This window comes from Microbacterium sp. NPDC006705 (assembly GCF_044903545.1).
Classification (GTDB): Bacteria; Actinomycetota; Actinomycetes; order Actinomycetales; family Microbacteriaceae; genus Microbacterium; species Microbacterium plantarum.
The window spans coordinates 158,849-182,067 of sequence record NZ_JBJDQQ010000001.1; the positions used below are offsets into that span (position 1 = coordinate 158,849).

18 protein-coding genes and 1 riboswitch are annotated in these 23,219 nt (G+C 69.0%); of the genes, 13 read left to right on the forward strand and 5 right to left on the reverse strand.

Annotated features, from left to right (window positions below):
* Window positions 1-3: 3 nt before the first annotated feature.
* Window positions 4-699: an NrtR DNA-binding winged helix domain-containing protein gene (locus ACI2K6_RS00715; RefSeq protein ID WP_323985756.1), complete on the reverse strand. Its 696-nt coding sequence runs from the start codon at window positions 697-699 to the stop codon at window positions 4-6.
* A gap of 108 nt (window positions 700-807) precedes the next feature.
* Between ACI2K6_RS00715 and ACI2K6_RS00720 the strand changes: the two genes are divergently transcribed.
* The 4 genes from ACI2K6_RS00720 to gcvP all read left to right on the forward strand — a co-directional run bounded on the left by ACI2K6_RS00720 (window position 808) and on the right by gcvP (window position 6,656).
* The gene (locus ACI2K6_RS00720) at window positions 808-1,980 is read left to right on the forward strand and encodes a MarP family serine protease (RefSeq protein ID WP_404567730.1); all 1,173 of its coding nucleotides are present in this window, start codon (window positions 808-810) and stop codon (window positions 1,978-1,980) included.
* 75 nt (window positions 1,981-2,055) lie between these two features.
* A riboswitch (glycine riboswitch) is annotated at window positions 2,056-2,147 on the forward strand.
* Window positions 2,148-2,287: 140 nt separating this feature from the next.
* Window positions 2,288-3,400, forward strand: a complete 1,113-nt coding sequence (gcvT, locus tag ACI2K6_RS00725) for a glycine cleavage system aminomethyltransferase GcvT (protein WP_404567732.1) — start codon at window positions 2,288-2,290, stop codon at window positions 3,398-3,400.
* On the forward strand, window positions 3,397-3,780 hold the full coding sequence (gene gcvH / locus ACI2K6_RS00730; RefSeq protein ID WP_114589552.1) for a glycine cleavage system protein GcvH: 384 nt from the start codon (window positions 3,397-3,399) through the stop codon (window positions 3,778-3,780). Before gcvT ends, gcvH begins: the two co-directional genes overlap by 4 nt.
* Window positions 3,777-6,656: an aminomethyl-transferring glycine dehydrogenase gene (gene gcvP, locus ACI2K6_RS00735; protein WP_404567733.1), complete on the forward strand. Its 2,880-nt coding sequence runs from the start codon at window positions 3,777-3,779 to the stop codon at window positions 6,654-6,656. The genes gcvH and gcvP overlap by 4 nt, the downstream gene beginning before the upstream one ends.
* Window positions 6,657-6,752: 96 nt before the next feature.
* On the opposite strand, the gene ACI2K6_RS00740 is transcribed toward gcvP, so the two are convergent.
* Genes ACI2K6_RS00740 through ACI2K6_RS00755 form a run of 4 tightly spaced genes read right to left on the reverse strand, consistent with a single transcriptional unit; the run spans window position 6,753 to window position 10,620 of the window.
* Window positions 6,753-7,508, reverse strand: a complete 756-nt coding sequence (locus ACI2K6_RS00740; protein ID WP_404567734.1) for a CPBP family intramembrane glutamic endopeptidase — start codon at window positions 7,506-7,508, stop codon at window positions 6,753-6,755.
* A gap of 39 nt (window positions 7,509-7,547) precedes the next feature.
* Window positions 7,548-8,096: an Lrp/AsnC family transcriptional regulator gene (locus ACI2K6_RS00745; RefSeq protein WP_404567736.1), complete on the reverse strand. Its 549-nt coding sequence runs from the start codon at window positions 8,094-8,096 to the stop codon at window positions 7,548-7,550.
* Window positions 8,093-9,457, reverse strand: a complete 1,365-nt coding sequence (locus ACI2K6_RS00750; RefSeq protein ID WP_404567737.1) for a M20/M25/M40 family metallo-hydrolase — start codon at window positions 9,455-9,457, stop codon at window positions 8,093-8,095. The genes ACI2K6_RS00745 and ACI2K6_RS00750 overlap by 4 nt, the downstream gene beginning before the upstream one ends.
* 2 nt (window positions 9,458-9,459) lie before the next feature.
* Window positions 9,460-10,620 carry a Xaa-Pro peptidase family protein gene (locus ACI2K6_RS00755; RefSeq protein ID WP_274177960.1) on the reverse strand — a complete coding sequence of 387 codons (1,161 nt, stop codon included), beginning with the start codon at window positions 10,618-10,620 and terminating at the stop codon, window positions 9,460-9,462.
* A 374-nt stretch (window positions 10,621-10,994) separates the two neighbouring features.
* Here ACI2K6_RS00755 and ACI2K6_RS00760 point away from each other — a divergent pair, with 374 nt between their 5' ends.
* From ACI2K6_RS00760 to ACI2K6_RS00800, 9 genes are all read left to right on the forward strand, one after another.
* Window positions 10,995-12,605: an ABC transporter substrate-binding protein gene (locus ACI2K6_RS00760; RefSeq protein WP_274177959.1), complete on the forward strand. Its 1,611-nt coding sequence runs from the start codon at window positions 10,995-10,997 to the stop codon at window positions 12,603-12,605.
* Between the two features lie 117 nt (window positions 12,606-12,722).
* Window positions 12,723-13,652 carry an ABC transporter permease gene (locus tag ACI2K6_RS00765; RefSeq protein WP_023950495.1) on the forward strand — a complete coding sequence of 310 codons (930 nt, stop codon included), beginning with the start codon at window positions 12,723-12,725 and terminating at the stop codon, window positions 13,650-13,652.
* Complete coding sequence (locus tag ACI2K6_RS00770) at window positions 13,642-14,592, forward strand: ABC transporter permease (RefSeq protein WP_023950496.1); 951 nt, start codon at window positions 13,642-13,644, stop codon at window positions 14,590-14,592. Before ACI2K6_RS00765 ends, ACI2K6_RS00770 begins: the two co-directional genes overlap by 11 nt.
* A complete protein-coding gene (locus ACI2K6_RS00775; protein ID WP_274177958.1) occupies window positions 14,589-16,313 on the forward strand; it encodes an ABC transporter ATP-binding protein in 1,725 nt (574 codons plus the stop codon). Before ACI2K6_RS00770 ends, ACI2K6_RS00775 begins: the two co-directional genes overlap by 4 nt.
* Before the next feature lie 11 nt (window positions 16,314-16,324).
* On the forward strand, window positions 16,325-16,879 hold the full coding sequence (locus tag ACI2K6_RS00780) for a PH domain-containing protein (protein WP_404567740.1): 555 nt from the start codon (window positions 16,325-16,327) through the stop codon (window positions 16,877-16,879).
* A gap of 235 nt (window positions 16,880-17,114) precedes the next feature.
* Window positions 17,115-18,839: an ABC transporter substrate-binding protein gene (locus ACI2K6_RS00785; RefSeq protein ID WP_404567741.1), complete on the forward strand. Its 1,725-nt coding sequence runs from the start codon at window positions 17,115-17,117 to the stop codon at window positions 18,837-18,839.
* Window positions 18,840-18,951: 112 nt separating this feature from the next.
* Window positions 18,952-20,472 carry an ABC transporter permease gene (locus ACI2K6_RS00790; protein WP_114589542.1) on the forward strand — a complete coding sequence of 507 codons (1,521 nt, stop codon included), beginning with the start codon at window positions 18,952-18,954 and terminating at the stop codon, window positions 20,470-20,472.
* Window positions 20,469-21,512 (forward strand): ABC transporter permease, encoded by a 1,044-nt coding sequence (locus ACI2K6_RS00795; protein ID WP_114589541.1) that lies wholly within the window; start codon window positions 20,469-20,471, stop codon window positions 21,510-21,512. Before ACI2K6_RS00790 ends, ACI2K6_RS00795 begins: the two co-directional genes overlap by 4 nt.
* The gene (locus ACI2K6_RS00800; RefSeq protein WP_274177955.1) at window positions 21,509-23,164 is read left to right on the forward strand and encodes an ABC transporter ATP-binding protein; all 1,656 of its coding nucleotides are present in this window, start codon (window positions 21,509-21,511) and stop codon (window positions 23,162-23,164) included. Before ACI2K6_RS00795 ends, ACI2K6_RS00800 begins: the two co-directional genes overlap by 4 nt.
* Window positions 23,165-23,219: the final 55 nt, after the last annotated feature.

Here is a 23,219-nt window from a genome sequence, read left to right on the forward strand (position 1 = left end):
CCTTCATCGGGGGAGCGGCCCGCGGTCGGCGAGCTCGACGTCGTGGTTGTAGCGGTAGAGCCGGGCGGGGCGGTGGCTGCCGGTGCGGAACTCGCGTGTCGGGATGAGGGTGCCCGACCCCTCGACCTGGCGGCGGAAGTTCGCCGGATCGAGGCGCTTGCCGCCGATGGCCTCGTACACCTCGCGAAGCTCGGCGAGGGTGAACAGGTCAGGCAGAAGCCCATGCGCGATACGGCTGTAGCCGACCTTGTTGCGCAGCCGCCAGAGCGCGTACTCGATGATGCTCCGGTGGTCGAACGCCAGCTCCGGCAGATCGGCGGCGTCGAACCAGGCGACGTTCTCGTCCTCGGGCAGCGGCGTCGATGCGACGTCCTCGCGCACCAGCGCCCAGTAGACGATCGACACCACTCGCGAGGGAGAGCGGCCGACGTCGCCGAAGACGTAGAGCTGCTCGAGATAGCTCGGAGCCAGCGCGGTCGTCTCGGCCAGGGTCCGGGATGCCGCAGCCTCGAGGTTCTCAGACACATCGAGCCATCCGCCAGGGAGCGCCCACTGTCCGGCGTGGGGATCGCGTGTGCGACGCACCAGGGGGAGCACGACGGAGGGAAGCTCGCCGCCGTCGTGGCGCAGGCTGAAGATGACCGTCGAGACGGCGACCCGGATGTCGTCCTGCGGCCCATCCGTGGTGGTTCGTGTCATTGTGACCCTAACTGTCGCACCGATCTTATAGTCATCGCGACACGAAGCGCAAAATGGGGGACTCACAGCGGGACGCCGTACGCTGGCCTCCGTTCCCGAGGAGGTCCTGTGCTGCTGGTCGACGTCATCGTCGTGATACTCCTCGTCGGCTTCTTCGCCATCGGCGTGACACGAGGCCTCGTCGCGATCGCGGGCTCGCTCGCCGGGCTCGTCATCGGCTCGCTCCTCGCCGTATGGGGTGTGCCCCTCATCGCGCCCGGCGTCGCCGACTGGGAGTACCGGTCGCTCGTGCTCGCCATCTGCGCCATCGCGATCATCATCCTGTGCACCGCGCTCGGCACCGCTGTCGGTGCGGCGCTGCGCCGCGGCGTCGACCGAGCCAAGCTGCGCATCCTCGACCGCATCCTGGGTGCCGGCGGGGCGACGATCGCCGGCGGACTCGTCCTCCTCCTCGGCGCCGGCGCGGTCACGGCGAGCGGCATGCCGCTCGTATCCACCGCCGTGGCCTCATCGCGCGTGCTCTCGTTCATCGACGGTCTCACCCCCGACCCCGTCGACAGCGCGCTCGCCGAGGTGCGCGGATTCGTCGTCGACGAGGGGATCCCCCGCATCGGCGAGCTTCTCCGGCCCGAGGTCGCGCCGACCGCGCCCGCCGTCGCGCTCGATGATCCCGAGCTGCAGCGCGCGGCGGCATCCGTCGCCCGCATCAGCGGCACGGCCTACGCCTGCGGTGTGTCGATGACCGGGTCCGGATTCGTCGCCGCCGACGACCTCATCGTGACCAACGCCCACGTCGTGGCGGGCGTCGACACCCCCGTCGTCGAGCTGCCGGGCCGCGACGCGCGTGAAGGGCGCGTGGTGTACTTCGACCCGATCGACGACCTCGCCGTCATCGCGGTCTCGGACCTGGGCGTGGCGCCCCTGCCGGTCGTTCCGCCGGTCGCCGCGGGAGCAGCGGTCGCGGTCCAGGGATACCCGCTCGGCGGGCCCTTCACGAGCGGAGCCGCCTTCGTCCTCTCGGTGGGCTCGGCCCCCGTCCCCGACATCTACGACGAGTCCAGCGCTCCGCGTGAGATCTACGCGCTCGATGCCGACGTCCGCCCGGGCAACTCCGGCGGGCCGCTGTTGACCGACGCCGGTGAGGTCGCCGGCGTCGTGTTCGCGCGCGGCGCCGAGGACGAGCGGCGGGGCTACGCGATGACGACGACGGAGCTGCTGCCGGTGCTCGCGGGCGCCTCTGCGGACGCTCCGGCCGTGACCGCGGGGAGCTGCACGCGCTGAGCGGCCCAGTACAGCGGCGCCTGCGCGGTCTCGCGCGGTGACGCTATGCTGATCGCGCAACTGAAGACAGGCCGCATGACGCACGCGGGAGAGCCCCGGAGAATTCCGGGCACCGAAGGAGCAAGCCTCCCCGCCAATCTCTCAGGTCCGCGTACCGCGCGCGTCCGGCCGCTCTGGAAAGCGATCCCCTCGGGGATCCGCCGACGGTGAAAGCCGGGTTCGCCCGGTGAAACTCTCAGGCCCAAGACAGAGGGGGAGTTCCGGATGCCGCAGCCGTGGCAGCCGCCCGCCCGCAAAGGGAGAACTCATGTCAGATCCCCGCTCCACCGTCCTGCACCATCGTCACGCTGCGCTCGGCGCATCGTTCACCGACTTCGGCGGCTGGCTCATGCCGGTCCGCTACACGTCCGACCTCGCCGAGCACCACGCGGTGCGCTCCGCCGCCGGATTGTTCGACATCTCGCACATGGCGGAGTTCGAGGTGACCGGCTCGGTCGCCGGGGACTGCCTCGACGCCGCCCTCGCCGGCAGGATCTCGACGATGGCCGTCGGGAAGGCGAAGTACTCGCTCGTCCTCGCCGACGACGGCGGGATCATCGACGATGTCATCGTCTACCGCCTCGGCGACGACCGCTTCCTCATCATCGCGAACGCGGGCAACCGCGAGCCCGTGTGGGCGGCGTTGCAGGAGCGTGCCGAAGGCTGGGACGTCGAGGTGCGAGACCTCACCGATGACTACGCGCTCCTGGCCGTCCAGGGCCCGGCGGCGCTGGCGGTCCTCGAGTCCACCTCGGGCCTGTCGACGCCCGACGTCGCGCTCGCGGACACGCGGTACTACGCGTGGACCGCCGGCGAGTTCGCGGACGAGCCGCTGCTCCTCGCACGCACCGGGTACACCGGCGAAGACGGATTCGAGCTGATGATCCCGGCCCGCGCGGCCGAAGCCCTCTGGGATGCCGTGCTCGCGGCCGGGTCACCGCTCGGGCTCGCTCCGGCGGGCCTCGCGTCGCGCGATACGTTGCGGCTCGAAGCCGGGATGCCGCTGTACGGACACGAGCTCTCGCGCGACGTCGCTCCTGCGCAGGCGGGTCTCGGCCGCGTCGTCGCCACGGACAAGGGCGCCTTCGTGGGCCGCGAGGGCCTCCAGTCCCGTGACTCCTCCGGTGGGCCGGTGCTCGTCGGTCTCGTCTCGGAGGGCCGCCGCGCCGGCCGCGCCGGCTACGCCGTGCTCGGCCCCGACGGCGAGCGCGTCGGTGAAATCACGAGCGGCGCCCTGAGCCCGACCCTCGGGCATCCCATCGCCATGGCCTACGTCGCACCCGGACACGCCGCACTCGGCACCGAGCTGGCGCTCGATGTCCGCGGTACCCGCATTCCCGCCACCGTCACCACGCTGCCGTTCTACCGGAGGAAGAAATGACCGATCTCGACGCCCTGAAGTACACCGCCGAGCACGAGTGGGTCGCCCTCTCGGGCACCACCGCGACGGTGGGCATCACCGACTACGCCGCCGAGAAGCTGGGTGACGTGGTGTTCGTCGATCTCCCTGCCGTCGGAACCGCGGTGACCGCCGATGCCGTCTGCGGCGAGATCGAATCGACCAAGTCGGTCGGCGAGCTCTACGCGCCGCTGAGCGGAACTGTCGTCGAGGTCAACGAGGCCGTCGTCGACGACCCGTCGCTCGTGAACGCCGGGCCGTTCGGCGACGGGTGGCTCGTTCGCATCGAGATCGATCCCGCCGACGCGGACGGTTTGCTCGACCGCGCCGCCTACGTCGAGCTCACCGGCGGAGACCGATGACCTCCGCTTTCGTCGCCCGTCACATCGGCACCGACGGCGCCGCGCAGCAGCGCATGCTCGAGGTCCTCGGTTATCCGGACGTCGACGCTCTGCTCGCCCGAGCCGTGCCCGCGGCCATCCAGGTCGATGCGGTGCCCGACAGCGTGATCCCGGCCGCGGCCGCCGAGCACGAGGCGCTCGCGGAGCTGCGCGAGCTGGCATCGCGCAACCGTCCGGCACGGGCGATGATCGGCCTGGGGTACTACGACACGCTCACGCCTGCCGTCATCCAGCGCAACGTCCTCGAGAACCCGTCCTGGTACACCGCGTACACGCCGTACCAGCCGGAGATCTCGCAGGGCCGCCTCGAAGCGCTCATCAACTTCCAGACGATGGTCACCGACCTGACCGGGCTCGCGACGGCGAATGCGTCCATGCTCGACGAGGCCACCGCCGTCGTCGAGGGCATGCTCGTCGCACGGCGGGCCTCGAAGTCGCGCAGCAACGTGTTCCTCGTCGACGCGGATGCGCTGCCGCAGACGAAGGCGCTGCTCGGCCATCGAGCGGCGGCGCTCGGCATCGAACTGCGCGAGATCGACTTCGCCGGCGGCGCGGGCACGACCCCGTCCGACGAGCCGGTCTTCGGTGCATTCGTGCAGTATCCCGGTGCGTCCGGCCGTGTGTGGGATCCGAGCACGGTCATCGCGGAGGTGCAGGCTGCGGGCGGTCTCGTCGTCGTGGCGGCGGATCTCCTCGCGCTGACCCTGCTGCGATCGCCCGGCTCGCTCGGGGCGGACGTGGCCGTCGGCACCACCCAGCGGTTCGGCGTGCCGATGGGCTTCGGCGGACCCCACGCCGGGTACATGGCGGTGCGTGCCGGCCTCGAGCGCCAGCTGCCCGGACGGCTCGTCGGCGTCTCGGTCGACGCGGCGGGCGATCCCGCCTACCGGCTCTCGCTCCAGACGCGCGAGCAGCACATCCGTCGCGAGAAGGCGACGTCGAACATCTGCACCGCACAGGTCCTGCTGGCGGTCATGGCGTCGATGTACGCCGTGTACCACGGCCCGGACGGGCTCCGGCGCATCGCCGAGTCCGTCGCCGGTCACGCGGCCCTTCTCGCGGAGTGGCTGGCCGATGCGGGGGTCGAGGTCGAGCATGATGCGTTCTTCGACACGCTCGTGGTGCGCGCGCCGGGCCGGGCAGCAGGCGTCGTCGCGGCGGCCCGCGAATCCGGTTACCAGCTGTGGCACCGCGACGACGACACGGTCGGTGTCGCCGTCGACGAGACGACGACCGTCAGCGATCTGCACGCGATCGTCCGAGCATTCGGCGGTCCCGAGCAGCGCGCATTCGCATTCATCGGCGGATCGACGTGGGCTGACCGGCACGCGCCGGCGTCGCTTCGGCGCGAGGACGAGTACCTCACCCATCCGGTGTTCAACAGCCACCACTCCGAGACGGCGATGATGCGCTACCTCAAGCGCCTCGCCGACCGCGACTACGCGCTCGACCGTGGCATGATCCCGCTCGGGTCGTGCACGATGAAGCTGAACGCCGCGACCGAGATGGCCGCCGTGACCTGGCCGGAGTTCGCCCGCGTGCACCCGTTCGCACCCGCCGACGACGTGCGCGGCTATCTCGAGCTCATCGAGCAGCTCGAGGGGTGGCTCGCCGAGGTGACCGGTTACGACGCCGTGTCGCTGCAGCCCAATGCCGGCTCGCAGGGCGAGCTCGCGGGGCTGCTCGCGATCCGCGGCTATCACCGGTCGCGAGGCGACGACGACCGGACCGTCTGCCTCATCCCGTCGTCGGCGCACGGCACCAACGCCGCGTCTGCCGTGCTCGCCGGTATGCGCGTCGTGGTCGTGGCCTGCGACGAAGCGGGAAACGTCGACCTCGACGATCTCCGCGCCAAGATCGACGAGCATGCTGCGGCGCTCTCCGCTCTCATGATCACCTACCCCTCGACTCACGGGGTGTACGAGCACGAGGTGCTCGCGATCACCGATGCGGTGCACGCGGCGGGCGGTCAGGTCTACGTCGACGGCGCCAACCTCAACGCCCTCCTCGGTTTCGCTCGCTTCGGCGACCTCGGTGGCGACGTCTCGCATCTCAACCTCCACAAGACGTTCGCCATCCCGCACGGGGGCGGCGGACCGGGCGTGGGCCCCGTGGCTGCCAAGGCGCACCTGGCGCCGTTCCTGCCGTCGCACCCGCACGCCCAGCGGGCCGAGCACGCGGGCGGGTTCGTCTTCGAGGGCGGTCCGGTCTCGGCCGCGCCCTACGGCTCGGCATCCATCCTTCCGATCTCGTGGGCGTACGTGCGCATGCTGGGGGCAGCCGGGCTGCGGGCGGCCACGGGAGCTGCGGTGCTCGCGGCGAACTACATCGCGGCGCGGCTACGCGAGCACTATCCGGTGCTCTACGCCGGCGAAGGCGGACTCGTCGCGCACGAGTGCATCCTGGATCTGCGTCCTCTGCGGGAGCGCACCGGCATCACCGTGGACGACGTCGCGAAGCGGCTGATCGACTACGGCTTCCACGCGCCGACGATGTCGTTCCCGGTGGCGGGGACGCTCATGGTCGAGCCGACGGAGTCGGAGGACCTCGCCGAGATCGATCGTTTCGTCGAGGCGATGATCGCGATCCGCGCCGAAGCCGACCGGGTCGCCGCGGGGGAGTGGCCGGCCGATGACAACCCGCTCGTCGGCGCGCCGCACACGGCTGAAGCGGCGGTCGCGTCGGCCTGGTCGCACGCTTACTCGCGCGAAGAGGCCGTCTATCCCGTGCGGTCCCTCGTCCGCGGCAAGTACTGGCCACCGGTGCGTCGTATCGACCAGGCCTACGGCGACCGCAACCTCGTGTGCGCCTGCCCGCCGCCGGAGGCCTTCGCCTGACGCCCCCGGCGTCGCGAGAACGCACCGTCCCGTCGAGCTCGCACCGTTGAGCGTGCGTGCTCGACGCGGGGGTGCGTTCTCGGCAAGCGCGACGTGTCAGAAGAGCCCGGGCCACCACGATGCGGCCAGCGGGTAGCCGATGAACGCGATGAGGTCGATCACGACGTGCGCGACAACGAGCGGCATGACCCGGCCCCAACGGCGGTAGACCCACCCGAAGACCACGCCCATCGCGATGTTCCCGAAGATCGGGCCGACGCCCTGGTACGCGTGGTACATCCCGCGGAGCGCGGCGGTCGACAGGATGATCGTCCACGTGCTCCAGCCGAGACGGCGAAGCCGGTCGAACAGGTAACCGATGAAGATGACCTCCTCGGTGAGTCCCGCCCGCAGGGCGGCCAGCGCGAGGAGCATGACGGCGGTCCAGCCGCCGTCGAGCGGTGCGGCCCCCACCTGGACGGTGATCCCGAGCGCCCGTCCGAGTGCGTACAGCCCGAGGCCCGGCCCGCCGATGAGAACGACGAGCAGGATGCCGGCGCCGGCATCCTTTCCGAACACCCGGAAGTCCAGACCGATCCGGCGCAGCGCCGAGCGGCCGGGCTCCCAGAGAAAGTAGATCGCCAACGCGACGGGCGCGAGGTTGAAGAGGTTCGAGAAGACCTGCGACACCACCTGCCACGGGTCGATGGTCGCTGCACCGGGATTGAGCGAGGTCGACTGGTCGCCGAGGCTCACCGGGCTCGTCACCGCCTCGAGGAACGACAGCACCGAGAAGAACGCCGACCGGCCGACCGAGAGCGCCAGAACGAGGGCGATCTCCCACCACAGTCGGGTCCGTGACACGTGCGTCATTCTTCCTCCCGGGTCGATGTTAAGCCGGGGGATGGCGGGTCACGGGCGGCGGCGTTTGCGCGCGGGGGTCTCGGTCGCCAGGACGTGCTGCAACGGCTCGGGATCGGCGAGGCGGCCGATGGCGAGCATGGTCTCGACGCGGTCGATGCCCGGGATCGGCCAGACCTGCTCGACGAGCAGTCGCTGCAGATCGGCGTGGTCGCGGACGCGGAACCGCGCCATCAGGTCGTACCCGGCCGCCAGGATGATGACCTCGGTCATGGCGTCGATCGCCTTGAGCGCGGTCAGCACTGCGGCAGCGTCGGCGTTCCCGGTCAGCCGTAACGGCATCACGACGAGCATCGGATAGCCCAGCGCCGCCCAGTCGAGCTCGATCGTGTGCCGGCGGATGACGTGCCCGCGTTCCATCCGCGCGATGCGTTCCGCGACAGCCGGAGCCGACATCCCGACGTCCGCCGCGATGCTGCGCATCGACGCACGGGCGTCCTCGTGCAGGCGATGCAGGATCCGCCGATCGACGTCGTCGATCTCGAGGACCTCGCGCTCGGGTTCGAGCAGCGAGCGCAGGTGCGCTGGATCGGTCGTCATGCCCCTCCCCGGGGTGTGTCGGCGAAGCCGCTGCGTTCGAGCTCCCGGAGGACGTCGAGGGTGAACTGGACGTGGTCGAGGAAGTCTTCGACGTAGCCGTGCTCATCGTAGCCGTGCATGTTCCCGGCCGGTCGCAGGGTGCCCGTGGGGGAGATGATGGGGGCTCCGAGGTGCTCGAGGAACAGGGCGCCGGGACCCGCTCCCGTCATCACGTCGTAGACGACCGCGTCGGCGCCGAAGGCATGCCCGGCGGCGCGCACGACGGCCTCGCCGAAGGCGGACTCGACCGGTGAGTACGCGGGCGCGAGGGCGCGGATGACGGATACCGAGATGTCCGGATGCCGTGCGGAGAGGTGGGCGCGGACAGCATCCACCACGCGCTCCGGCTGCATCCCGGGGACGAGCCCGAAGCGCACGCGTGCGGACGCCGACGCCGGAATGCTCTGCCGCACGCCGTCGTCGAGGTCGAACCCGGAGAGACTCATCGACGGCTCGAAGACGAACCGCGTCGAGAGCTCCGCGTCCGTCCCCGGCAGATAGGGCGACACGCCGTCACGCGCGATCGAGGGTCCGGGCAGGGTGATGTCCGCCGTGCGGCGACGCGCGCGCTCGTCGGGGACGAGAGCCTCATCCCGCACACCGGCGACGGCGATCCGGCCGTCGTCGGTGCGCATCGACGAGATCGCCTTCATCAGCTCGAGCGGTGCGGAGCGCAGGATCGAGGAGTACGACGGATGCTGCGCCGCGGCGAGGATGTCGAGCGACAGCTCGATCTCGAGCGAGCCCCGGCATCCGAACCCGACGGCGGGGCGCCCGTCTTCCTCGCGGAGGTAGCTCTCCCACAGGCACGCATCGGCGCGCAGCTCGGCCGCGTGCGCGGCGAGGACAGCGTCCAGGCCCGGGCTGCCGATCTCCTCGCACGGGTCCGCGAGGTAGATGACGCCGAACGGAGTCTGCCCGTCGTGGTCCTCGATCCAGAGGCGGAGCGAGGCGAGACGGCCCGCCACGTCGGCCTTGTCGTCGCACGCGCCGCGCGCGTACATCGCACCCTCCCGGATCTCCGCGGCGTACGGCGGCGAGGTCCAGCGCGACGGATCGCCCTCGGGCTGAACGTCGTAGTGGTTGTACAGCAGCAGCGACGCATCGCTCGCCCCGGCTCGGAAACCGACGACGACGGGTCCATAACCGGGGATGTCGTAGCGCACGACGCGATCCATCAGCGGCGCGAGGCGCTCCTCGATCCAGTCGGCGGCCGCTGCGATCGCGTCGAGTCGACCGGCGACTGTCGGGAACCGGCACAGTTCCCGCCAGCTCGCGACGATCTCGTCGGCGCGGTCGTCGATCCGGGGGTCGCGCGCCATCCTCACTTTCCCCGGGGGAGCGAGACGGGCACGAGGTCGTAGGGGTAGTCCGAGATGAGCTCGTAGCCGTCCTCGGTCACCAGCACGATGTCCTCGAGGCGAACGCCGCCGAAGCCCTGGCGGTAGCAGCCCGGCTCGATGGCGATGACGTCACCGGCCACGAGGACGGCATCGTTCTGGTTGAGGCTCGGCGGTTCGTGCACCTCGAGGCCCACGCCGTGTCCGAGCGAGTGGAAGTACCCCTCGTCGAGCACCTCGCCCGGCTTCTTCGTCAGCTGGGTCGGCTGGCCGGCGGCCTCGATGGGCTCGCACGAGATGCGGTGCAGCTCCGCCACGGGCAGCCCCGGACGGATCGCCGCGAGCGTCGCGTCGAACGACTTCTTGACGATGTCGTAGTAGAAGGCGAGCTCGTCGTCGATGTCGCCCTTGACGAAGGTCCGGGTCATGTCCGAATTGCCGCCCGAGGCGATGTCGCGCGGGCAGATGTCGACCGTGACCGGCTCACCTTCGAAGATCTGACCCGATCCGGCGTGGTGTCCGATGCACGTCTGGGCTCCGTGGGCGACGATCATGCCCGCGTCTTCGCAGCCGTTGCGGAGGAAGACCGACCGGATGCGGTCCTTGAGGTCCTCGCAGGTCAGCGGCGTGCCGTCGAGCAGAAGGCCGCCGTCGGCGTCGACGGTGGCGCGGTGCATGGCATCGGCGACGAGCGAGACGCCCGCCTCAGCGGCGACCTGCGCGCGGCGGATGCCGGCGAGCTCGTGCGGAGTCTTCACGCGACGGCGCTGCACGAACAGGTCGCGGTCCACGCGGACCTCCACCCCGTTGGCGCGCAGGTGGTCGGCCACCTCGAGGGGGAAGGTGGGCGGCACTGCGGCGTGTGTCACGCCGAGCTTGCGGCAGGCGGCGACGAGAGTGGAGAGCTCCGCGAGGTCGGGGTCCTGGCCTGCGGCGCGGAAGTCGTCGAAGCCGAGCTCGTCGAGGGGGAACACGGTCATACCCGGCACATCGCGCATGCGCGCCGCCTCGAGCGACTTGATGGCCACGTGCGGCGCGCCGTCGACCTCGATGTAGAGGAACGGGTCGTGCACGTCGTGGGGGATGACGTGGCGCATGTCGGCGGCCAGCGTGCTCGCGTAGATGAGGATGGCGTCGTCCACCACAGCGGCTCTCCTTCGGTCGTGAGTTCCGGCGGGATCCGGGACGACTCGACCTTACATCAGAGAGGTGGTCGCGCCCGTTCACCTTCATATCCAAAGCTTACGTGGGCGCTCGCGAGTGAAGTGGAAGGTTCCCGCGGGTGGTCGCGATCGGGTGGCTGGCAGCCCGGTTGACGCACCGCCCAGAGGGCGAGGCTCACCCGGTGCACGATGACAACCCCACGGGCGCGATTGTTGCCGACATGTAACGGTTTGGGCCTGGATGCGGTCACAGGGCGGGAGCGCGCTTATCGTCGGGGGTATATCCCGTGCTCCGGACACCGGTGTGTCTTCGCCGCCGTCGACCGTGAGCGCGTACCCGTCACCCAGGAGGAAACATGTCGAGACGACGTTGGGGAGTCGGCGCGATCGCGCTGGTGTCCGCCGTCACGCTCACGCTGGCCGGTTGCTCGGCCGGCGGCGACAGCAACACGGGCGGGGGCTCCAACGCCTCCGCGATCATCACCACGAACGGCACCGAGCCGCAGAACCCGCTGCTGACCTTCGGCACCACCGAGACCGGCGGCGGCCGCATCCTCACCTCGATGTACGCGGGCCTGGTCAGCTACAAGGCCGACGGCACGATCGAGAACGAGGTCGCTTCCTCGATCGAGAGCGACGACAACGTCGTCTGGACGATCACCGTCGCCGACGGCTGGAAGTTCACCAACGGTGAGGAGATCACCGCTCAGACGTTCGTCGACACCTGGACCGCGGGCGCGCAGGATGAGAACGGCGCGTACTGGTTCTACACGATCGAAGGCGCGTCCGACGACGGCAGCACCGCCCCGAGCGGCCTCGCTGTCGTCGACGACATGACCTTCACGGTCACGCTCAAGGCTCCCGACGCGGACTTCCCGCTGCGCCTCGGCTACACGGCTTACATGCCGCTGCCGTCCGTCGCGTTCGAGGACCTCGAGGCGTTCGGTGAGAACCCCGTGGGCAACGGCCCGTACATGCTCGACGGCGAGGGCGCATGGCGCCACAACGAGGGCATCAACCTCGTTCCGAACCCCGACTACAAGGGTGTGCGCGAGGTCAAGAACGACGGTCTGAACATCGTCTTCTACACCTCCCTCGAGTCGGCCTACGCCGACGCGCAGGGCGGCAACCTCGACGTGCTCGACACCGTTCCCGACACGGCTTTCGCGACCTACGAGACGGACTTCCCGGAGCGTTCGGTCAACCAGCCCGCGGCGATCTTCCAGGGCTTCAACATCCCCTTCTACCTGCCGAACTTCGGCAACGACGAAGAGGGTCAGCTGCGTCGCGCGGCGATCTCGATGGCGATCAACCGCGAGGAGATCACGGACACGATCTTCCAGGGCACCCGCACGCCGGCCACCGACTTCACGTCGCCGGTCGTCGAGGGCTGGAGCGACGACCTGCCCGGCTCCGAGGTCCTCGAGTACAACCCCGAAGAGGCGAAGGCGAAGTGGGCCGAGGCCGAGGCGATCAGCCCGTACGCCGGACCGTTCACCATCACGTACAACTCCGACGGTGGCCACCAGGCCTGGGTGGATGCTGTCGCGAACAGCATCGCCAACACGCTCGGCATCGAGGCGGTCGGCTCACCGCAGCCGACGTTCGCCGCTGCGCTCGACCTGCGCACGACCGGCACCCTGACCGGCGCCACCCGCGCCGGATGGCAGGCGGACTACCCGTCGCAGGGTAACTTCCTGTCGGCGCAGTACAGCACCGGCGCAAGCTCGAACTACGAGGGCTACACCAACCCGGAGTTCGACCAGCTGCTGACGCAGGCCGCATCGGCTCCGTCCATCGAGGACGCTGCCGGCCTGTACGAGCAGGCTCAGGAGATCCTGATGCGCGATCTGCCTAGCGTTCCGCTGTGGTACCAGAACGCCGTCGGTGTCTGGGGCGAGGGCGTCGACAACGTCGTCTTCGGCTGGGACTCGGTGCCGCTCTACAACCAGGTCACCAAGGGCTGAGTTCGGCTCCAGGCGATCATCGAGTACGGTGTCCGGGGCGCATTCGCGTCCCGGACACCGTGCTGACCGGGGCCCTCTCGCCCTCACTACCCGAACCCATTTAGGAACTATTCGTCGATGCTCTGGTTCATCGGTCGACGGCTGCTGCAGCTGATCCCCGTCTTCTTCGGGGCGACCCTTCTCATCTACGCCCTCGTCTTCCTCTTGCCGGGAGACCCGATCGCCGCCCTGTACGGCGAGCGTCAGCCGTCTCCCGCCGTCATCGAGGCGGTGAGGGCGCAGTACAACCTCGACAAGCCGTTCATCGTGCAGTACTTCCTGTACATCGGGGCGCTGCTGCAGGGTGACTGGGGCACGACGTTCTCGGGCCGCCCCGTCATCGACGTCATGGCTCAGGCGTTCCCCATCACGCTGCGACTGGCGGTCCTCGCCCTCGCGATCGAAGCGTTCTTCGGCATCGTCGTCGGTCTCATCGCGGGCCTGCGCAAGGGCAAGCTCTTCGACGCCACCGCTCTGGTCGTCAGCCTGCTCCTCATCTCCGTGCCGACCTTCGTCATCGGTTTCGTTCTGCAGTACATCCTCGGCATCCAGCTCGGCTGGTTCCGCACCACCGTCAGTGCGGGTGCGCCCTGGAACGAGCTCCTCCTGCCGGCGATCGTGCTCGCGACGGTCTCGTTCGCGTACATCGTCCGGCTCACCCGCTCTTCCGTCGCGGAGAACCTCTCCGCTGACTTCGTCCGCACGGCGACGGCCAAGGGCCTCAGCCGCCGTCGCGTCGTCACGGTGCACGTCCTGCGCAACTCGCTCGTCCCCGTGGTGACCTACCTGGGCGTGGATCTCGGATCGCTGATGGTCGGCGCGATCGTGACCGAGAGCATCTTCAACATCAACGGCGTCGGCGGCACGATCTATCGCGCCATCACGATCGGTGAGGGACCCACGGTCGTGTCCTTCGTCGCCATCATGGTGATCATCATCATGCTGGCGAACCTGCTCGTCGATCTCCTGTACGCCTGGCTCGACCCGAGGATCCGCTATGCCAAGTAATCTCCGCCGGAATCAGGAACACTTCGTCGCTCCCGAGGAGGAGACGCCGCTCCAGGCGATCGACGCCGTCTCGACCGACGACAAGCCGCGCACCGTCTGGAGCGACGCGTGGCAGTCGATGCGCCGCCGGCCCATGTTCTGGGTCTCCGCCGTGCTCATCGTGCTGATCCTCGTCGTCGCGATGTTCCCCGGGCTCTTCTCGCCCGTGTCGCCGACCGCGAACTGTCAGCTGGCCGACAGCAACGCCGGTCCGCGTGCCGGACACATCTTCGGATTCACCCGCCAGGGCTGCGACGTCTACGCCCGCGTGATCTACGGCACGCAGTCGTCGGTCATGGTCGGCTTCATCGCGACGCTCATGGTGACGATCTTCGGCTCGATCGTCGGCGCCCTCGCCGGATACTACGGCGGCATCCTCGACGCGATCCTGTCGCGCGTGGCGGACATCTTCTTCGCCATCCCGACCGTGCTCGGCGCCATCGTCTTCATGTCGGTCGTGCCCGACCGGACGCCGCTCGTCGTCGCCCTCGTGATCGCGGTCTTCGCGTGGCCGCAGATCGCTCGCATCATGCGCGGCGCGGTCCTGACGGCGAAGCAGGCCGACTACGTCGTGGCGTCCATCGCGCTCGGCGTCTCGCGCTGGCGCGTGCTGCTGCGTCACGTGCTGCCCAACGCGATCGCACCCGTCATCGCCGTGGCCACGGTGTCGCTCGGAACCTTCATCGTCGCCGAGGCGACCCTGTCGTTCCTCGGCATCGGCCTGCCCGGGACGGTGATGAGCTGGGGCAACGACATCAACTCCGCGCGCCAGTCGCTCACCACGAGCCCCATGGTGCTGATCTACCCCGCCGCCGCCCTGTCGGTGACGGTCCTGTCCTTCCTCATGCTGGGTGACGTCGTGCGCGATGCCCTCGACCCGAAGGAGCGTGCGCGCCGATGAGCGACACCACGTCCTCGGATGCCACGCCGCTGCTGGACATCCGCAACCTCCACGTCGGGTTCCAGACGAAGGCCGGACTCGTCCCGGCCGTCCGCGGCGTCGACCTGACGATCTACCCGCGCCAGTCGGTCGCGATCGTCGGCGAGTCCGGTTCCGGTAAGTCCACGACGGCTCAGGCGATCATCCGGCTGCTCCCGGGCACCGGGCGGATCACGGACGGCCAGATCATGTTCGAGGGCCGCGACCTCGCGGCGCTGTCGAACCGCGAGCTGCAGGCCGTGCGCGGGGCGCAGATCGGCTACGTCCCGCAGGATCCCATGTCGAACCTCAACCCGGTGCTGACCGTCGGGTTCCAGGTGCGCGAGGCTGTCCGCTCGAACCGCAGCGCGACCGGTCGCGCCGCGGTCCGCGATCGTGCCGTCGAGGTCCTCACCGAGGCAGGGCTGCCCGACGCTGCCGACCGGATGCGGCAGTACCCGCACCAGTTCTCCGGTGGTATGCGTCAGCGTGCGCTCATCGGGATCGGTCTGTCGGCGCGTCCGAAGCTCCTCATCGCCGATGAGCCGACGTCGGCTCTGGACGTCACCGTGCAGCGCCAGATCCTCGACCACCTCGGCACGCTCACGACGGACTTCGGCACGTCGGTGCTGTTCATCACCCACGACCTCGGCCTGGCGGCCGAGCGCGCCGAGCACCTCGTCGTGATGTACCGCGGTCGCGTGGTCGAGTCGGGCCCGTCGCAGGAGATCCTCGCCGATCCGAAGCATCCCTACACGAAGCGACTCGTGTCCGCGGCCCCGAGCCTCGCCTCACGTCGCATCCAGGCGGTGCGCCACCACGAGGACGTCGACGTCTTCGGCGCGGGGGAGCAGTTCCTCGCACGCGCCGAGGAACGCGAGGCCGAGGCAGAGGCGGTCGCTGCGCGCAGTGACTTCATCGACATCCGCAACGCGCGGCGTGTCTACAAGGTGCGCACCGGCGGCCTCTCGTCGAAGCAGATCGTCGCCGTCGACGACGTCAGCATCCAGGTGGCGAAGGGAACGACGACCGCGATCGTCGGCGAGTCGGGGTCGGGCAAGTCCACGCTCGCCAAGCTCTTCCTGCAGCTGGAGCAGCTGACGTCGGGTGAGATCCGCTTCGACGGCAAGAAGCTCGGCGGGCTCAGCCGCGCCGAGGAGCTCGCTTTCCGCCGCCGGGTCCAGCCGGTCTTCCAGGACCCGTACGGCACCCTCGACCCGCAGTACAGCGTCGGCGACACGATCGCCGAGCCCATGCGGGTGCACAAGTTCGGCACCCAGAAGGAGCGGTCGGCGCGGGTACGCGAGCTGCTCGACCAGGTGTCGCTGCCGGCAGCGGCGAAGGATCGCTATCCGAGCGAGCTCTCGGGCGGGCAGCGTCAGCGCGTCGCGATCGCCCGTGCCCTCGCGCTCAAGCCCGACGTGCTCGTCCTCGACGAGGCCGTCTCGGCGCTCGATGTGCTCGTGCAGGGTCAGATCCTGAACCTGCTGACGGAGTTGCAGACGGAGCTCGACCTGACCTATCTGTTCATCACCCACGACCTCGCGGTCGTGCGTCTCGTGGCCGACAACGTCTCGGTCATGCGACGGGGTCGCCTGGTGGAGTCGGCGACGACCGACGAGGTCTTCGACCACTCGACCGAGGAATACACGCGCGAACTGCTCGCGGCCATTCCCGGCGCCGGATTCCAGTTCGGCGTCTGAGCCTCCGCAGTATGCGCAAGACCTACCGGCCGGCGTCGGCGACCATCGCGGTCGCCGGCGCCGGTCTGCTCGGTGCGTTCCTCCTCGGTGACGCCTTCGTCCGGGGCGGCGTCGTGCAGGGTCTGCTGCTGGCCCCCTGGGTCCTCCTGGCGGTCTGGATCATCTACACGCTGCTCTACGCGCCGTTCATCGCGACCGACGAGAACGCGATCGTCATAGCGAACCCGCTCCGGGTGACGCGTGTGCCCTGGCCGTCCGTCACCGACATCCGATTGCGCTGGCAGGTCACCGTCGACACGGCCGACGGCCGCTCCATCGCCGCCTTCGGCGGTCCGTCGCCGAGCCGGCCGTCCCGGGTCGGCCGTGGTGCGTGGTCCAGCGTCCGCCAAGAGGCGGAGCGGATGCCGGCCGCCGTCCGCGAGCTCGAGGAGATCCGCTCGGCGTGGGAAGAGCACGTCCCCGAAGCGCCGGATGAGGCGGTCTCCGTCACGTGGAACCGCGCGGTTCTGTTCCCCCTCGCCGTCATCGTGCTCTGGGCGGCTCTCGCCCTCGCTTTCGGCGGCTGAGGTCGACCGGGGGCCGCTCCTGGCTATGTGCTCAGCCGCCGCGCGCCGCGATGAGCAAGGCGTGCGCCGACGGCGGCATGCGTAGGACACATTTTGCTAACGAACTCGTTTCGCGCAACACGTTGGAAACGAACGCACGCAAGGGTAGTGGTCATCTGAACTCGGCGGCGGTGTCGCCGAGCGGGGAGCGGAAAGGTCTTCCGTCGCCCGGATCATCAAGAGAACAGGAGTGGGAATGCGTTTCACGCGTATCTCCATGGCGGGCGCGAGCGCCGCTGCCCTGGCGCTCGTCGTCGCCGGCTGTGCGCCGGCGGACGGCGGCGAACAGGAGACGACGACGGCGAGCCAGTCCATCGCCGTTTCGGTCGGTCCGAACGACTTCATCAGCTACAACGGCTTCACGCCCGAGACGTACTCGACGTACAACTCGGCGATCGTGGACCGGCTCCTCGCGGGCTTCAGCTACTTCGACGAGGTCGGCGCCATCCAGCCGAACACCGATCTGGGCTCGTACGAGCTGATCTCGGAAGACCCGATGGTCATCGAGTACACCATCGCCGATGACGCCAAGTGGTCCGATGGCACGCCTATCACGGTCGCCGACGCCGTTCTCGCCTGGGGCGTGCAGAACCCCAACCTCGCCGGAGCCGAAGGCCCGCTGTTCAACTCGGTCTCGCAGGACCTCGGCGACACCGTTCCCGCCGGCCCGCAGGGCGACGCCGACGCCAAGTCGTTCACGGTCGAGTTCGCGGCGCCGGACCCCGACTGGCAGATCCAGACCTGGATGATCAGCCCGGCGCACGTCGTGGCCGAGCAGGGCGGCCTGTCCACGGAGGAGCTCGTCGAGGCGATCCGCGGTGGCGACGCCGCTGCCCTCGCCGACGCGGCCGACTTCTGGAACACCGGATGGAACACCGCCCCCGGCACGCTGCCCGACGAGGCGCTCATCCCCAGCTCCGGCCCGTACGTCCTCTCGTCGTGGGAGGCCGGCCAGTCGGTGACCCTCAAGCGCAACGAGAACTACTACGGCACGCCGGCAGCCAATGACGAGCTCGTCATCCGCTTCGTCGCACAGGACGCGATGGTCCAGGCGCTGCAAAACGGTGACCTCGACGTCATCGCCCCCCAGCCCACGGTCGACACCGTCTCGCAGATCGAGGAGCTCGGCGACGCCGCTCAGCTGCTCACCGGCCAGACCCTCACCTGGGAGCACCTCGACTTCAACTTCAAGGGCAACGCGTCGCTCGCGAACAGCCTCGAGCTGCGTCAGGCGTTCGCGATGTGCGTGCCGCGCCAGCAGATCGTCGACAACCTCATCAAGCCCGTCAGCTCCGACGCCGAGGTCATGAACGCCCGCGAGGTGTTCCCCTTCCAGGAGAACTACGACGAGGTCGTCTCGGCCGCGTACGACGGCCGCTACGACGAGCCCAACCTCGAAGAGGCCAAGGCCCTCGTCGACGCCGCCGGCGCTGCCGGCACCGTCGTTCGCGTCGGCTACTCGGCTCCGAACCCGCGCCGTGCCGACGAGGTCGCCCTCATCAAGTCGTCCTGCGACCAGGCCGGCTTCGAGATCCAGGACGTCGGCAACGCCGACTTCTTCCAGCCCGGTGGCACGCAGGAGCGCGGCGACTACGACGTGGCGCTGTTCGCCTGGGCGGGTTCCGGCCAGATCACCTCGGGCCAGAACATCTACGCCACCGACAAGCCGCAGAACTACGGCGGCTACTCGAGCCCGGTCGTCGACCAGGCATGGGAGACGCTCGCGACGAGCCTCGACGAGTCGGTTCACCTCGAGCAGACGAAGATCATCGAGAAGCAGCTGTGGGACGACCTGTTCGGCATCCCGCTGTTCGCTCACCCCGGTGTCGACGCCGCTGCTGCCGACATCGAGAACGCTCAGCACTCGGTGGGCCAGAGCGGCATCATGTGGAACGCCGAGAAGTGGTCGCGCGCAGAATAAACGTATTCTGTCTCTGACACGACCAGAGTGTGGGCCGTCGCTGCGGTGACGGCCCACACTCCCGTGAGGGGCACATGTGTGCCCCGCGTACGACCAAGGGACCTCGACTTCCGTGCTGAAATTCATCATCCGCCGTCTGGCGGCAGCGGTGGGCATCATGCTCGCCGCATCCCTCTTGATGTACGTCCTGACGATCAACTCCGGCGACCCGCTCGCCGATCTGCGAGAGAGCAACGCGGACAACCGCGAGCAGTTGATCGCTCGGCGTATCGAATACATGAACCTCGATCAGCCCTGGTTCCAGCGCTACCTCAGCTGGCTCCTGGGCGCGAGCAAGTGCCTGATCGGCCAGTGCGATCTCGGACTCACCCGGCAGGGCGTCGAGGTCACCACGCTCGTGGGACAGGCGGCGGCCTCGACGCTGAGGCTCGTCCTGCTCGCCACGATCCTGGCGCTGATCATCGGTATCGCGATCGGCATCATCACCGCCATCCGGCAGTACTCGGGCCTGGACTACGCCGTCACGTTCCTCACGTTCCTCTTCTTCTCGCTGCCGGTCTTCTGGGCCGCGGTGCTCTTCAAGGAGTACCTCGCGATCGGGTATAACGACTGGATCCGTGATCCTGAGCTGACGCCGATACAGATCATCGTCATCGCCGTCGTCATCGGGTTCGTCGTGCAGGTGCTCGGCGGTGGCTCGATGAAGCGACGGGCCATCACCTTCGCCGTCACCGCCGCGGTCCTGGGGGCAGCGCTGCCCCTCATGCTCGCGACCAACGCGTTCCGCGAGCCGCGACTCACCATCATCGGTGTGGCCGTGCTCACGGTCCTCCTCGCGCTCAGCGCGACAGTGGCGTCCGTGGGGCTGCACAACCGGCGGGTGCTCGTCGTCGGTCTGGCCAGTGCGGGACTCGTGATCGTCATGCACCTGGCGCTGACGAACGTGTTCATCTACTACATGAACTGGGGCGTGCTCGCCGGCGGTGCGCTGCTGGCGATGATCGTGCCGTTCCTCATCGGACGGTTCTTCGGTGGGCGCTTCCGGGGCCCGGCGACGGTCGTCGCGTTCGTCACGATCTTCGGCGGTGCCCTCTTGACGGTCGTGGACTCGCTCTTCCGCGTGTGGCCGTCGTTCCTGCAGCGCAAGCCGCGTCCCATCTCCACGATCGGCGCGCAGACGCCGAACTTCGACGGGACGTTCTGGCAGACCTTCCTCGACATCGGCACGCAGATGCTGCTGCCGACGCTGCTGCTGACCGTGATCTCGTTGGCGTCGTACAGCCGCTACACGCGGACGTCGATGCTCGAGGTGGGCAACCAGGACTTCATCCGCACGGCGCGGGCGAAGGGCGTGCCGGAGCGGCTGGTCATCTTCCGCCACGCGTTCCGCAACGCCCTCATCCCCATCGCGACGATCGCAGCGTTCGACTTCGCCGGACTCATCGGCGGCGCCGTGGTCACCGAGCAGGTGTTCGGGTGGAAGGGCATGGGCGACCTGTTCGCGACCGGACTGCGCGAGGTCGACCCGAATCCCGTGATGGCCTTCTTCCTCGTGACCGGCCTCGCCGCGATCGTCTTCAACATGCTGGCGGACATCTTCTACGCCGTCATCGACCCGAGGATCCGAGTATGACGAACCCGAACGACAACGTGCCGACCACGACGTCGGTCCTCTCGGTCGCGGAGGCCGAGGACGCTGCGCTCGCGAAGAGCACGGCCGCGCCCCGCTCACAGGCCCGTATCGTCTGGGGACGCTTCCTGCGGCACCGCGCGGCGACGATCTCCGCGGTGATCCTGATCTTCCTGACGCTGCTGAGCTTCACCTCCGTCGGCTTCTTCGGCATTCCGGGATGGTGGCCGCACGACTACCGCGCCGCGGGCGATGTGGTCAACGGGGGCGCCCCGACGCTGAGCCTGATTCCCGAGTGGCTCGGTGGCGACGGCATTCGGATCGGCGACCACCCGTTCGGGCAGGAGAACACCGGCAAGGACTTCTTCGCGCTGACGATGATGGGGACGCAGCGCTCGATCCTGCTCGGCCTCGTGCTCGGAATCTCATCGACTGTCATCGGAAGCATCATCGGCGCCGTCGCCGGCTACTACCGTGGCTGGGTCGACTCGGTGCTGATGCGCATCACGGATCTGTTCATCGTCATCCCGCTGCTCGCCCTCGCTGCCGTCGTGGGTCAGATCGCCGGGAACATCGGCAAGAATCCGATCGTGCTGGCGTTCATGCTGTCGCTCCTGACGTGGACCGGTCTCGCGCGTCTCGTGCGTGGTGAGGTGCTCTCGCTCCGCGAGCGCGACTTCGTTCTCGCCGCCCGCGCATCGGGCGCCGGGGGAGCGCGCATCATCTTCCGTCATCTCATGCCGAACGTCGTGGGCGTCATCGCCGTCAACGCCACGTTCGCGATCGCCGGCGCCATCCTGCTCGAGAGCTCGCTGTCGTACCTCGGATTCGGCGTCGTCCCCCCGGAGACGTCGCTGGGCCTGCTGATCAGTCAGTATCAGGGCAGCTTCACCAGCAGGCCGTGGCTGTTCTGGTGGCCGGGCATGATGATCCTCGCGATCGCCCTGTCCATCAACTTCCTGGGCGACGGCATCCGCGACGCGTACGACCCGCGCCAGTCGCGCAGCGTGCGTCGGGAGATCAAGAGGAGGAACCGCGCATGAGCGTCACAGCCACGCGTACCGCACTGAAGTTCACCGACCTTTCGGTCACGTTCCTCACCGGCTCGGGCGACGTCAACGCCGTCAAGGGCATCTCGCTCGAGGTGCGCCCGGGCGAGGTCGTCGCGGTGGTCGGCGAGTCGGGCTCCGGCAAGTCGGTGACCTCTCTCGCCGCGATGGGCCTCCTCGCCGAGAACGCAATCACCCGCGGATCCATCACAGTCGGCGAGACCGAGGTGATCGGGCTTCCGAACGAGCGCATGCGCAAGCTCCGCGCCAGCGAGATCGCGATGATCTTCCAGGAGCCGATGACGGCGCTCAACCCGGTGCTCACGATCGAGCGTCAGCTCACCGAGATCTTCGAGCTTCACGACGTCGCCTACGGCGAAGACGCGCGGGACCGGTCGATCGGCCTGTTGCGTGACGTCGGCATCCCCGAGCCGGAGCGGCGCATCAAGCAGTACCCGCACCAGTTCTCGGGTGGTCAGCGTCAGCGCATCGTCATCGCGATGGCGATCGCGCTGGATCCGAAGGTCATCATCGCGGACGAGCCGACCACCGCCCTCGACGTCACGGTTCAGGCGGAGATCCTCGATCTGCTGCGGCGGCTCAAGGACCACCGCGATGCGGGCATCCTGCTGATCACGCACAACATGGGCGTCGTCGCCGACATCGCCGATCGCGTCGCTGTGATGTACCGCGGTGACCTGGTCGAGGTCGGCGACGTGGAGGACGTCCTCACCCGGCCCCAGCATCCCTATACGAAGAAGCTGCTCGCCGCCGTTCCCCGCCTCGACCCCGAGCTCACCTCGCGAGCTGCAGGCGGCGCCACGCGCGACGTGGTGCTGGAGGCGAAGGGACTCGTCCTCGAGTACGCCGGGCGCGGCAAGACGTTCCGCGCCGTCGAGGACGTCTCGTTCGACCTCGCCGCCGGCGAGGTGCTCGGCATCGTCGGCGAGTCCGGTTCGGGCAAGTCGACGATCGCGCGCGCAGTGCTCGGGCTGATGCCGGTCGCGGACGGGACGCTGAGCCTCGGCGGACGGGATCTCGCGAAGCTGCGCGGGCGCAAGGCGAAGAATGTACGGCGCGAGATCGGCGTCGTCTTCCAGGACCCCGCGGCATCCCTCGACCCGCGGTTCCCGATCGGCGACTGCATCATCGAGCCGATGGCCATCCACCGTGTCGGCACCAAGGCGGAGCGGCTCGACCGGGCCCGCGAGCTGCTCGACGCCGTGCGGCTGCCGCGCGACGTGCTCGAGCGCTACCCGCACGAGCTGTCGGGCGGTCAGCGTCAGCGCGTCTCGATCGCGCGGGCTCTCACGCTGCGGCCGAAGCTCTTCGTCGCCGACGAGCCGACGTCGGCGCTCGACGTGTCGGTCCAGGCCGCGGTGCTCGACATGCTGAAGGAACTGCAGGAGACGTACTCGTTCGCCTGCATCCTCGTCAGCCACGACCTCGCCGTGGTCGACCAGCTGTCGGACCAGATCCTCGTGCTCAAGTCGGGGCGAACGGTCGAGCAGGGGCCGACGTCGCGGGTGCTGCTGCAGCCTCGCGAGTCGTATACCCGCGAACTGCTGGCCGCCTCGCCGGTGCCGGATCCGATCGAGCAGCGCCGGCGCCGCGAGGAACGCCGGGCCGCTCTCGACGCGTCCTGAGGGTCGGACTCCGACCTTCTCGCAGGCGCCCCGCGAACTCGCAGGGCGCCTGCGT